This is a genomic window from Streptomyces mangrovisoli (assembly GCF_000974985.2).
In the GTDB taxonomy this organism is placed as follows: domain Bacteria; phylum Actinomycetota; class Actinomycetes; order Streptomycetales; family Streptomycetaceae; genus Streptomyces; species Streptomyces mangrovisoli.
This window is the reverse complement of sequence record NZ_LAVA02000095.1, coordinates 1-12,257: the sequence shown is the minus strand read 5'-3', so window position 1 is coordinate 12,257 and position 12,257 is coordinate 1. Positions and strand designations below refer to the sequence as shown.

Annotated in this window: 12 protein-coding genes; 9 read left to right on the top strand and 3 right to left on the bottom strand. The window is 72.5% G+C overall.

Going from position 1 to position 12,257, the window contains the following annotated elements; genetic code table 11:
* Positions 1 to 28: 28 nt before the first annotated feature.
* Positions 29 to 475 (bottom strand): metallopeptidase family protein, encoded by a 447-nt coding sequence (locus WN71_RS32175; protein ID WP_079178269.1) that lies wholly within the window; start codon positions 473 to 475, stop codon positions 29 to 31.
* A 353-nt stretch (positions 476 to 828) separates the two neighbouring features.
* Between WN71_RS32175 and WN71_RS32170 the strand changes: the two genes are divergently transcribed.
* From WN71_RS32170 to WN71_RS32140, 8 genes are all read left to right on the top strand, one after another.
* The gene (locus WN71_RS32170) at positions 829 to 1,200 is read left to right on the top strand and encodes a DUF3499 domain-containing protein (RefSeq protein ID WP_046584250.1); all 372 of its coding nucleotides are present in this window, start codon (positions 829 to 831) and stop codon (positions 1,198 to 1,200) included.
* A gap of 78 nt (positions 1,201 to 1,278) precedes the next feature.
* A complete protein-coding gene (locus WN71_RS32165) occupies positions 1,279 to 2,643 on the top strand; it encodes a phosphomannomutase/phosphoglucomutase (protein WP_046584251.1) in 1,365 nt (454 codons plus the stop codon).
* A gap of 109 nt (positions 2,644 to 2,752) precedes the next feature.
* The gene (locus tag WN71_RS40335) at positions 2,753 to 2,923 is read left to right on the top strand and encodes a Trm112 family protein (protein WP_015659983.1); all 171 of its coding nucleotides are present in this window, start codon (positions 2,753 to 2,755) and stop codon (positions 2,921 to 2,923) included.
* A gap of 564 nt (positions 2,924 to 3,487) precedes the next feature.
* Positions 3,488 to 4,615, top strand: a complete 1,128-nt coding sequence (locus WN71_RS32160) for an SIS domain-containing protein (RefSeq protein ID WP_046584252.1) — start codon at positions 3,488 to 3,490, stop codon at positions 4,613 to 4,615.
* Positions 4,616 to 4,692: 77 nt separating this feature from the next.
* On the top strand, positions 4,693 to 5,844 hold the full coding sequence (gene manA, locus WN71_RS32155; protein ID WP_046584253.1) for a mannose-6-phosphate isomerase, class I: 1,152 nt from the start codon (positions 4,693 to 4,695) through the stop codon (positions 5,842 to 5,844).
* 185 nt (positions 5,845 to 6,029) lie between these two features.
* Positions 6,030 to 7,001, top strand: coding sequence for a cation diffusion facilitator family transporter (locus WN71_RS32150; RefSeq protein WP_046584254.1), 972 nt, complete (start codon positions 6,030 to 6,032; stop codon positions 6,999 to 7,001).
* Between the two features lie 296 nt (positions 7,002 to 7,297).
* Positions 7,298 to 8,755: an adenosylhomocysteinase gene (ahcY, locus tag WN71_RS32145; protein ID WP_046584255.1), complete on the top strand. Its 1,458-nt coding sequence runs from the start codon at positions 7,298 to 7,300 to the stop codon at positions 8,753 to 8,755.
* 188 nt (positions 8,756 to 8,943) lie between these two features.
* A complete protein-coding gene (locus tag WN71_RS32140; protein WP_046584256.1) occupies positions 8,944 to 9,564 on the top strand; it encodes a hypothetical protein in 621 nt (206 codons plus the stop codon).
* Between the two features lie 31 nt (positions 9,565 to 9,595).
* Here WN71_RS32140 and WN71_RS32135 read toward each other — a convergent pair whose 3' ends face one another.
* On the bottom strand, positions 9,596 to 10,708 hold the full coding sequence (locus tag WN71_RS32135; RefSeq protein ID WP_046584257.1) for an RDD family protein: 1,113 nt from the start codon (positions 10,706 to 10,708) through the stop codon (positions 9,596 to 9,598).
* 160 nt (positions 10,709 to 10,868) lie between these two features.
* Between WN71_RS32135 and WN71_RS32130 the strand changes: the two genes are divergently transcribed.
* On the top strand, positions 10,869 to 11,876 hold the full coding sequence (locus tag WN71_RS32130) for a stage II sporulation protein M (RefSeq protein ID WP_046584258.1): 1,008 nt from the start codon (positions 10,869 to 10,871) through the stop codon (positions 11,874 to 11,876).
* A 155-nt stretch (positions 11,877 to 12,031) separates the two neighbouring features.
* Here the strand turns inward: WN71_RS32130 and WN71_RS42355 are convergent.
* On the bottom strand, positions 12,032 to 12,257 hold a 226-nt coding region (locus WN71_RS42355), incomplete at its 5' end, for a hypothetical protein (RefSeq protein WP_206300200.1).

Below are 12,257 nucleotides of genomic sequence, written 5' to 3'. Positions count from 1 at the left end.
CCTGCCCCGTGCGGGCGTCGGCCGGCCGTCAGTCCTCGCCGTAGCGCGGGTCGACCGTCTCGGGGGTGAGTCCCAGCAGGTCGGCGACCTGTTCGACGACGACCTCGTGGACCAGCGCGGCCCGTTCGTCGCGTCCCTTGGTGCGGATCTCCACCGGCCGCCGGTAGACCACCACCCGCGCCCGGTGCCCCTCGCGCGCGGCGAACGTGCCGCCCAGCGGCACCGCCTCGTCGTTCCAGCGCTCCTCGGCGCCGAACTGCGGCACCTCCAGGACCAGGAAATCGATGTCCGCGAGCTGCGGCCAGCGCCGCTCCAGACGTTCCACGGAGTCCTGCACCAGATCCGCGAACGCCTCGGCGCGGCTCGCCGCAAGCGGTACCTGCGGGGGCGCGACCGGCCCCCGCATGCCCCGCCCGTGGCGATCACGGCGACGGGGCCCGGGGCCGTGAGCACGGGGCGGTACGGGGTTGTCCATCACTGGTGAAGCGTAATCCCAGCGAGGGCTCGTGCGGGGACCCCACGCGCCGCCTGCGACGGGTCCGGCCGGCCGGCGGTGCCTTCCGCGCGGCATGTCGGGAGTTGACCGTTCCGGCCAAGGTCGGGCTCGTTTCCGTATCCCTCCCGGACCGCCGAACTCAAGGCAATTGACGCCGTTTGTACCGAACCGTGACCGTCCACAGGGTCGCCCACCACCCCGCGACAGCGGTCCGCGCAGGTCAGCGGGGCGGTTCCGAAGTGGCCGGAGGGGCGTCCCGTACGCCGACACGGTGGAGTGACCTGAGGGAGAGTCGTCGCGGCCCGCTCAAGAGTGCGGTACCGTCCAACGTCGTGAGCCCTGTACGTCGCTGTTCGCGCACCGCTTGCGGCCGACCCGCCGTCGCGACGCTGACGTACGTCTACGCCGACTCGACCGCGGTCCTCGGCCCGCTCGCCACCTACGCAGAACCCCACTGCTACGACCTGTGCGCCGAGCACTCCGAGCGGCTCACCGCCCCGCGCGGCTGGGAGGTCGTCCGCCTTCTCGACGGCTCCGCCCCGGCCCGCCCCAGCGGCGACGACCTCGAAGCGCTGGCCAACGCCGTGCGCGAGGCGGCGCGTCCGCAGGAGCGGGCGGCGGAGGCCGGCGGCGGCCGCACCGCGGACCCGCGCGAGGTCGCCCGCCGAGGCCACCTCCGGGTGCTGCGCTCGCCGGACAACTGAGCCGGCGGCCCTTGGCCCGCGCACTCCGGTGGCACCGGTAGTTTTGGGGCGACCCAGAGAACTCCAGGAGGGCCAGCCGTGGCTGCTGATCTGTCGCAGATCGTGAAGGCGTACGACGTGCGCGGGGTGGTCCCGGACCAGTGGGACGAACCGCTCGCCGAGCTGTTCGGCGCGGCCTTCGCCCAGGTCACCGGCGCCTCCGCGATCGTCGTCGGGCACGACATGCGGCCCTCCTCGCCCGGCCTGTCCGGCGCCTTCGCGCGCGGCGCCCAGGCCCGCGGCGTCGACGTCACCGAGATCGGCCTGTGCTCGACGGACCAGCTCTACTACGCCTCCGGCGCGCTCGGCCTGCCCGGCGCGATGTTCACGGCCTCGCACAACCCGGCGCAGTACAACGGCATCAAGATGTGCCGCGCGGGCGCCGCCCCGGTCGGCCAGGACACCGGCCTCGACGAGATCCGCGAACTGGTCGAGTCCTGGCTGGAATCGGGCGCCCCGGAGCCGGCCGCCACCCCGGGAACCCGCACCCGGCGCGAGACGTTGGAGGAGTACGCCGGGCACCTGCGCTCCCTCGTCGACCTGACCTCCGTCCGCCCGCTGAAGGTCGTCGTCGACGCGGGCAACGGCATGGGCGGCCACACCGTCCCCACCGTCTTCGCCGGCCTGCCGCTGACCCTCGTACCGATGTACTTCGAGCTGGACGGCACCTTCCCCAACCACGAGGCCAACCCGCTCGACCCGGCCAACCTCGTGGACCTCCAGAAGCGGGTCCCGCAGGAGGGCGCCGACCTCGGCATCGCCTTCGACGGCGACGCCGACCGCTGCTTCGTCGTCGACGAGAACGGCGACCCCGTCTCGCCGTCCGCCGTCACCGCCCTGGTCGCCGCGCGCGAGCTGGCCAGGAACGGCGGCACGGGCACCGTCATCCACAACCTGATCACCTCCTGGTCCGTCCCCGAGGTGGTGCGCGAACACGGCGGCACCCCGGTGCGCACCCGCGTCGGCCACTCCTTCATCAAGGCCGAGATGGCCCGCAGCGGCGCCATCTTCGGCGGCGAGCACTCCGCGCACTACTACTTCAAGGACTTCTGGAACGCCGACACGGGCATGCTCGCCGCCCTGCACGTCCTCGCCGCGCTCGGCGGCCAGGACGGGCCGCTGTCGGGTCTCGTCGCCCAGTACGACCGCTACGCCGGCTCCGGCGAGATCAACTCCACCGTCGCCGACCAGGCGGGCCGCGTCGCCGCGATCCGCGCCGCCTACGAGGGGCGCGAGGGCGTCACCCTCGACGAGCTCGACGGACTCACCGTCACCTCGGCCGACTGGTGGTTCAACGTCCGCGCCTCCAACACCGAACCGCTGCTCCGCCTCAACGCGGAGGCCCGCGACACGGAGACGATGGAGCGGGTGCGCGACGAGGCGCTCGCGATCATCCGGGCGTGACCGAGGGGCGCTCGCCCGCCACCGTCCGGACCCCCGCGTCCCGCCTCCCGCGGCGGTACGCTGACCAGGCACATCACTGCACACCCGCATCCGCCCGAAGGGACATCCCATGCCGCTCGAAGCCGGCCTCCTGGAGATCCTCGCCTGCCCGGCCTGCCACGCTCCCCTCAAGGAGCAGGAGGCCGAGCTGATCTGCACCGGCCAGGACTGCGGCCTCGCGTATCCCGTCCGCGACGGCATCCCCGTCCTGCTCGTCGACGAGGCCCGCCGCCCGGCGTGACGGCATGGGCCGCGCGCCGGGGGCCCCGGTCCGCGCCGGTCCGGTGCGTGCCGGTCCCGTGCGTGCCGGTCCGCTGCGTGCTGGATCGGTGCTTGAAGGGCCGGTGCTTGAAGGTCCGGTCCGTGCAGGCCAAGTCCGTGCAAGTCCGGTCCGTGCAGGCCCGGTCCGTGCCGTGCCAGTCCGCTCCGCCGGAGGGACGGTTGCTCGGACCGGGGTTCTACGGCCCGTCGGGAAGGGCTCCGGCCCGCGCCGCGGGACCAGGACCCCCGCGGACGTGCTCCGGCCCGTCCCGCAGGAGTGCGGTCCGCCGGAAGAACCCCCGCCGGTGCGGGAGACTGGGCCTCGTCCGTGCAGGACGCTGCCGTGCCCGCAGGCCGCGGCCGGCGTCCGGGACACGGGTCCGTCCGGCACCGGCCGCCGGGCCCGGCCCGCCCGGCACGAACGCCCCCTCCCGGCACACCCCGTCCGGGAGGACCTCACGCACCGACCCCGCCCGCGCGGACGTCATCCGTCCGCGCAGGCGACGTAACCGAAGACCCGGCGCGATCGCGGAGGCTGCCGCCCATGCTCGACGAATCGCTGCTCGACAACCCCGACGCGCTGTCGGAGGCCGACCGCCGAGGCCTGCTGCGCGGCGCCGCCGAGGCCGGTGCGCGCGTCCGCACCGCCGCCCGGCAGGCCGCCGAGGCGGGCGTCGCCGATCTGAAGCCCGACGGCCGCCCCCGTGCCGTGCTGATCGCCGGACCGGGCGCCGCCGCCACCCAGGCCGCCGACCTGCTCGGGACGCTCGCCGGCGCCGGCAGCCCCGTCATCCGGCTCGCCCCCACCGGCGTCGCCCCCGCCGCGGGCGCCCTGCGCTGGGAACTGCCCGGCTGGGCCGGATCCGTCGACCTGCTGCTGATCGCCACCCCGGACGGCACCGAGCCCAGCCTGTCCCTGCTCGCCGAACAGGCCTACCGGCGCGGCCTCACGGTCGTCGCCGTGGCCCCGTCCCGCACCCCGCTCGGCGAGGCGGTGGACGGCGCCCACGGCCTGTTCCTGCCGATGGCCACCGCCCCCTACGACCAGGAGGAGCCGCTCGCCGCGTCCTCCCCGGGCGTCCTGTGGGCGCTGCTCACCCCGCTGCTGGCGCTGCTCGACCGGGTCGGGCTGCTCGCCGCCCCGCCCGAGGCGCTGGAGAAGGTCGCCGACCGTCTCGACCACGTCGCCGAGCGATGCGGGCCCGCGATCGTCGCCTACAGCAACCCCGCGAAGACCCTCGCCGCCGAACTCTCCGACGCCCTCCCGGTGATCTGGACCGAGGGCACCTCGGCCGGGGCCGCGGGCCGCCGCTTCGCCGCCGCGCTCGCCGAACTCGCCGGCCGCCCCGCCCTCGTCGCCGAGCTGCCCGAGGCGCTCGCCGCGCACAGCGCCCTGCTCGCCGGACCGCTCGCCGCCAGCGCCGACCCCGACGACTTCTTCCGCGACCGGGTCGAGGAGGCGCCCGCGCTGCACGCGCGCGTGGTGCTGCTGCGCGACCGCCCGATCGGCGGCCTCACCGCCGCGCCTTCCGCCCGCGATCTGGCCCTCAGCCACGACACGCCGATCAGCGAGCTGGAGCCCGAGACCGGGGTCGAGATCGAGTCCCTCGCGGAGCTGATCGCCGTCACGGATTTCGCCGCCGTTTACCTGGCGCTCGCTTCGGGCGCCTGATCTTGTCCTCGACGCCCTGACAGCCGTACGCGAACCGAACCGGACCCGTACGCCGAGAGAACGGCAGAGAGAGCCACATGGACCTCCTCGACAACACCGTCCGCCCCTACGCCTGGGGTTCCACCACCGCGATCCCGCACCTGCTCGGTGTCGAGCCGGACGGCCGGCCCCAGGCGGAGATGTGGATGGGCGCCCACCCGGGAGCCCCCTCGCGCACCGGGCGCGGCACCCTGGTCGAGGTCGTCGACGCGGCCCCGGAGCGCGAACTCGGCCCCGCCGCGGTCCGGAAGTTCGGTCCCCGCCTGCCCTTCCTGCTCAAGATCCTCGCCGCCGGCGCCCCGCTCTCCCTCCAGGTCCACCCCGACCTGGCGCAGGCCAGGGAGGGCTTCGCGGACGAGGAGCGCCGCGGCATCCCCCTCGACGCCCCGCACCGCAACTACAAGGACGCCAACCACAAGCCCGAACTCATCTGCGCGCTCACCGAGTTCGACGGGCTGTGCGGCTTCCGCGACCCGCTGGAGGCGGCCCGGCTGCTCGACGCGCTCGGCGTCGACGCCCTCAAGCCCTACGTCGACCTGCTGCACGCCCGCCCCGCCGAGGCGGCGCTGCGCGAGGTCCTCACCGCCGTACTCGGCGCCGACCGGGAGGAGATGGCCCGCACCGTCGCCGAGACCACGGCCGCCTGCGCCCGCCTCGGCGGCGACCACGCCCCCTACGCCGGCCTCGCCCACCACTACCCGGGCGACCCCGGCGTCATCGCCGCGATGCTGCTGAACCACGTCCGGCTCCAGCCGGGGGAGGCACTGTTCCTCGGCGCGGGCGTCCCGCACGCCTACCTCTCCGGCCTCGGCGTCGAGATCATGGCCAACTCGGACAACGTCCTGCGCTGCGGCCTGACCCCCAAGCACGTCGACGTCCCCGAGCTGCTGCGCGTGGTCCGCTTCGAGCCGGGCGACCCCGGCGTCCTGCGCCCCGAGGCGTCCCCCGACGGCGAAGAGGTCTACGACACCCCCATCGACGAGTTCCGCCTCTCGCGCCATGTCCTCGCCACCGGCGGCGCCGCCCACGACCTCACCCGTGACAACCCGCAGATCCTGCTCTGCACGGACGGCGCCGTACGGGCAGGTGAGTTCGACCTGGCCCCGGGGCAGTCGGTCTTCGTACCGGCGGGCGAGAAGGCCGAGGTCTCCGGCACGGGCACCCTCTTCCGCGCCACGGTACGGATCTGACCCCCCGTCGGACGGCGGGTGCGAGGGGTCCGGCGGCGGCAGCGGAGACCTGACGCGCCGTCGCCGGAGCGGGCTGCAAGAATGACCCACCGGCAAAGCGGCGGCAAAGGCTCCGTGAGCAGGCACGGCCGAAGCCGGCGGGAGCCTGCCCAAGACGGACGAAGGCGAAGGGACAACGCGGACACATGAGCGCGTCAGGCGGCACCAAGGCGATCGTGGCGGCACTGTGCGCCAACCTCGCGATCGCGGTATCCAAGTTCGTCGCGTTCGCCTTCAGCGGTTCGTCGTCGATGCTCGCGGAGGGCGTCCACTCGCTCGCCGACTCCGGCAACCAGTTCCTGCTGCTGATCGGCGGCAAGAAGGCCCAGCGCGAGGCCACCCCGCAGCACCCCTTCGGCTACGGCCGCGAGCGCTACATCTACGCCTTCCTGGTCTCCATCGTCCTCTTCACGGTCGGCGGCATGTTCGCCATCTACGAGGGCTACGAGAAGATCCACCACCCCCACGCGATCGAGCACTGGTACTGGCCGGTGGGCGTCCTGGTCTTCGCGATCGTCATGGAGGGCTTCTCCTTCCGTACGGCCATCAAGGAGTCCAACGAACTGCGCGGCAGGCTCTCCTGGGCGCAGTTCATCCGCCGCGCCAAGGCGCCCGAACTGCCCGTCGTGCTCCTGGAGGACTTCGGCGCCCTCATCGGTCTGGTGCTCGCCCTCGGCGGCGTGGGCCTCGCCCTGCTCACCGACAACGGCGTGTGGGACGGCATCGGCACCGTCTGCATCGGTGTGCTGCTCGTCTGCATCGCCCTCGTCCTCGCGGTCGAGACCAAGTCCCTGCTGCTCGGCGAGGCGGCCGGACTGGACGACGTCAAGAAGATCGAGACGGCCATCGTCGACGGCGAGACCGTCACCCGCGTCATCCACATGCGCACCCTCCACCTCGGCCCCGAGGAACTCCTGATCGCCGCGAAGATCGCCGTCCGGCACGACGACACCGCCGCCCAGGTGGCCGCCGCCATCGACGCCGCCGAGGCCCGCATCCGCGCCGCCCTGCCCATCGCCCGGGTCATCTACCTCGAGCCCGACATCTACAGCGAGACCGAGGCCGCCAAGGGCCCGGACCCCGCCGCCACCCCCGGCGGCCCGTCCCGGCAGCACTGACCGTCCCCCGCGGGCAGCCGGCGCGAAAACCCGCCTCCGAGCCGCGATCGGCCCGATCTGTTCGCTGCGGACTGGGGGCCGCCGGGCCGACCGGTGTAGCTTGGGACGGAGCCAGACGTCGCTGCTGATGGCGGTCGGGCGGCCCCGAAGCGGGCCGGCCGAGGGAGAGAGGGCCTCCGACGGACTGCGCTGCGCGTACGCGGGCATGCCTGTGTCCTCCTTCGGGCACCCCTGTGTCCGCCGCCGCGCAGACCAGCCGTACCCATCCCTCGACCCAACCCGAGGAGCACCTCGCAATGACGACTGTCGACAACCGACAGGACTTCAAGGTCGCCGACATCTCCCTGGCCGACTTCGGCCGCAAGGAGATCACCCTCGCCGAGCACGAGATGCCGGGCCTGATGGCGATCCGCAAGGAGTACGCCGAGGCACAGCCCCTGGCCGGCGCCCGCGTCACCGGTTCCCTGCACATGACCGTGCAGACCGCCGTGCTCATCGAGACCCTGGTCGCCCTCGGCGCCCGGGTCCGCTGGGCCTCCTGCAACATCTTCTCCACCCAGGACCACGCGGCCGCCGCCATCGCCGTCGGCCCGAACGGCACGCCCGACAACCCGCAGGGCGTCCCGGTCTTCGCCTGGAAGGGCGAGACCCTGGAGGAGTACTGGTGGTGCACCGAGCAGGCGCTGACCTGGCCGGACAGCCCCACCGGCGGCCCCAACATGATCCTCGACGACGGTGGTGACGCCACCCTCCTCGTCCACAAGGGCGTGGAGTACGAGAAGGACGGCAAGGTGCCCTCCGTGGACACCGCCGAGTCCGACGAGCACCGCGTCATCCTCGAACTCCTGCACCGCACCATCACGGACGGCTCGCAGAAGTGGACCCAGCTGGCGTCCGAGATCCGCGGCGTCACCGAGGAGACCACGACCGGCGTCCACCGCCTGTACGAGATGCAGCGCGACGGCGACCTCCTGTTCCCGGCGATCAACGTCAACGACGCCGTCACCAAGTCGAAGTTCGACAACAAGTACGGCTGCCGCCACTCCCTGATCGACGGCATCAACCGCGCCACCGACGTCCTGATCGGCGGCAAGACCGCGGTCGTCTGCGGCTACGGCGACGTGGGCAAGGGCTGCGCGGAGTCCCTGCGCGGCCAGGGCGCCCGCGTGATCGTCACCGAGATCGACCCGATCTGCGCGCTCCAGGCCGCGATGGACGGCTACCAGGTCACGACCCTCGACGAGGTCATCGACAAGGCCGACATCTTCGTCACCACGACGGGCAACAAGGACATCATCATGGCCGCGGACATGGCCAAGATGAAGCACCAGGCCATCGTCGGCAACATCGGCCACTTCGACAACGAGATCGACATGGCCGGCCTCGCCAAGATCCCCGGCATCGTCAAGGACGAGGTCAAGCCGCAGGTCCACACCTGGAAGTTCCCCGACGGCAAGGTCATCATCGTGCTGTCCGAGGGCCGCCTGCTGAACCTGGGCAACGCCACCGGTCACCCCTCGTTCGTGATGTCCAACTCGTTCGCGGACCAGACCCTGGCCCAGATCGAGCTGTTCACCAAGCCCGACGAGTACCCGATCGGCGTCTACACGCTGCCCAAGCACCTCGACGAGAAGGTCGCCCGCCTCCACCTGGCCGCGCTCGGCGTCAAGCTGACCACGCTCCGCCCGGAGCAGGCCGCGTACATCGGCGTCCCGGTCGAGGGCCCGTTCAAGTCGGACCACTACCGCTACTGACAGCGCTCCCGTTCGGCGCGGTCCGCCCGGCCGGCCGCCGGAGCACGTCGGTACGCCGACGTCCTCACGGCCCCGGCCGAGCGGACCGGCCCCGCCGAGCATCCGGACCTAGGAGACAGGCCCCCGCACCCCCGTGTCGGGGGCCTGCCCCTTGGGACGGACCGGCCCCGTCACGATCCAGGACCCCCATGCCCCGCGGCCGCTATTCGCTCCACGATCCGCACGATCACACCCCCTTCGCCCACGAGCACTTCCACTGCGCGCCAGGCCCCTCCGGCTGGCGCTACGTCTCCCAGCTGACCACCCCTCAGGGCGACCACCAGGGCTCCGTCGACCTCACCCTGGACGACCTGGGCCGTCCGCTGAGGCTCGAACTGCACGCCGGCAGCTGGCAGGTGCGCGGTGCCGCCCTCGACGGCGTCACCTGGGTCCGCACCGACCCCACCGGTGCCCACGCGATCGAAGGCACCGCCCCCGCCCACGCCTTCACCGGCACCTCGCCCGCGTTCCTCGTCGCCACCGCCCGTCTGCTGCGCCTCACCTCTTCCGCCGCCGCCGGAGCGACGCGCGTCCGCCTCGTCTGCTTCACGCACCCGGTCCTCGCCCCACGCACCGTGGACCAGTCCTGGGCCTTGGTGGACAGAGAAACACACGCCACTGACAACGGCCCCCTGACCGTGGACGAATACCAGGTCACAGCCCTGGACACCGGCGAGGTGCACGCCGTCCACGTGGCCGGGGACGTGGTGCTGTCAGCCCCCGGCATCGAGCTCGAGGACCTCGAATCCCCGCCGTCCCTCTTCGCCTGACGGACGGCGGGCATCGCCGCCGTCCGAGCCGCTAGGCGGGCGGTACGAAGCCGGTGGAGGGGCGCGGGGCGGGAGGTTCGTCCGGCGCCGGGGCCTGCGGGGCGGGCTGATGCGCCGCCGGGCGCGGGGGCGCCGAGAGCGGCGCGGTCGTCGGAGCCGGTGCGGGCGGCTGCGCCGGGACCGGCGATGGAGCCGCGTAGCCACCGGACGGGGGACCGGGGTGGGCAGCAGGCGCCGGAGCGACCGGAGCGGCGTAGGAGCCGAACCCCGGAGCGGCCGGAGCGGCCGGAGCCACGGGAGCCGCCGGAGTGGCGTATGCGTTGAATCCCGGAGTCGTCGGAGCCATCGGAGCCCCCTGAACTCCCGGCATCCCCGGAACCCACAGCGGAGCCGCCCCCGTGCCGAAGGCCCGCCGGGCCTCCCGGACCTGCCGCTCCTGCATCACCCCCGCGAGATACGCGGCCGGCGCCATGCCCTGCGGCACCGGCGTACCGGTACGGGCCGACAGATCCGACGCGAGACGCTGGGCCATGCCCCAGCCGATCTGCGGATCGAGCTGCTGCATCCGCGACAGGTACTGACGAACGGCGAGCCACAGCCCGTCGGGAACCGCCGAGAGGTCGAGTTCGGAGAAACGACCCGCCAGCCACGGAGGCGGCGGAGGCAGAAAGCCGACCCGCCCGACGGGAATCCGCTCCCGCACCACCAGCGTGCCCGCGAACACGTCCCCGAGGCGCCGCCCACGCTCCGACACGAGCGAGGCGATACAGGCGACGACCCCGACGGTCATCAGAATCTCGACGATTCCGATCGCACCGCGCACCAGCGCGTGCCGGAACCGGATCGGCCCCCCGTCGTCCCGTACCACCCGCAGCCCGAACGCCAGCTTCCCGAGCGAACGCCCGTGGCTGAGCGTCTCCACCGCGATCGGCAGGCCGACCAGCACCAGCAGGAAGGCAGCGATCGACAGCGCGATCTGCGCCGCGTCGTCCAGCGACGCCGCCGCGGCGAGCAGGCCCACCGTCACCAGGATGTAGACGACGATCGTCAGCACCAGATCGAGCGCCACCGCGAGCGCCCTGCTGGGCAACTTCGCGGGACGCAACTCCAGCGCCACCGCCTCGCCCGTCACCAGCTCACTCACGCCCGCCCGCCCTTCCCCCGACCTGCCCCGAGAACGCCCAGTCTGCCAAGCTGAGCACGCATCGCGCTCCAGTACGACAAGCTGACAGCCAAGACACCGCGCATCCCGCCGCATTCTTCACCGAGCAGCCGACGAACAGCCCCAGGAGCAGGCAGAACCGATGGACCTCGACGTCTTCGTCTCCGCCCACCGAGCCGAGTGGGACCGCCTGGAAGCACTGCTCCGCCGTCAGCGCCGGCTCAGTGGCACCGAGGTCGACGAACTCGTCTCCCTCTACCAGCGCACGGCCACCCATCTCTCCCTGATCCGGTCCAGCGCCCCCGACCCGCAGCTGACCGGCCGGCTGAGCCGTCTCGTCGCCCGCGCGCGCAACGCCGTCACCGGCACCCGCCGCGCCTCCTGGCGCGACGTGACCACCTTTCTTGTGTACGGCTTCCCGGCCGCCGTCTACCGATCACGGCACTGGTGGGTGCCCACGGCCCTGATATCCACGGTCGTCGCCGCTCTGGTGGGCTGGTGGATCGGCACGCACCCGGACGTCCAGTCCGCGATCGCCGCCCCCAGCCAGCTACGCGAGCTGACCCGGCCGGGAGGCGAGTACGAGACCTACTACTCCAGCCATCCCGCCGCGGCCTTCGCCGCACAGGTGTGGACGAACAACGCCAGGGCCGCTGCCATGTGCCTGGTCCTCGGCGTCTTCCTCGGCCTGCCGGTGATCTGGATCCTGCTGGAGAACGTGTTCAACCTCGGCGTCGGCATCGGCCTCATGGCGTCGGCGGGCCGGCTCGACACCTTCCTCGGGCTCGTGCTGCCGCACGGGCTGCTCGAACTGACGGCGGTCTTCGTCGCGGCCGGCACCGGCCTGCGCCTCGGCTGGACGGTGATCGACCCCGGACCGCGGTCCCGCCGTACGGCACTGGCAGAGGAGGGCCGCGCCGCTGTCGGCATGGCGATCGGACTGGCGCTCGTGCTGCTCGTGTCCGGTGCGATCGAGGGCTTCGTGACCCCGTCCGGCCTGCCCACCTGGGCCCGGATCGGCATCGGCGTCGTCGCCGAGCTCGCCTTCCTCTCCTACGTCTTCGTCCTCGGCGGACGCGCCGCCCGTGAGGGCGAAACGGGTGATGTGGAAGCCGACGCGCGCAGCGCCCGCGTGCCGACGGCCGCCTGATGTGCGCGCAACCCCTGTGAACTGTTAATCTCTCCTTCGCCCCAAGGGAGCCGTTGACACGGACCCCGAGGGGAGGTAGATTCGAACAGTTGCCTGGAACTGGATGTAGTCCGGTCGGCAACCGCGAGGGTCTGTCAGCTCCTTGGAACACCGATTCAGTTCGATGTCGTCGGAGCACCCTCCCGATCAATCGGAAAAAGCGGCCGGTCAATCCGGTCCGGGACTTCTGATAAAGTCGGAACCGCCGGAAAGGAAAGTGCGAAAGCGAAAACCTGGAAAGCACCGAGGAAATCGGATCGAAACAAGGTCTGATAGAGTCGGAACCGCCGGAAAGGGAAACGCGAGAGCGGGAACCTGGAAAGCGCCGAGGAAATCGGGTCG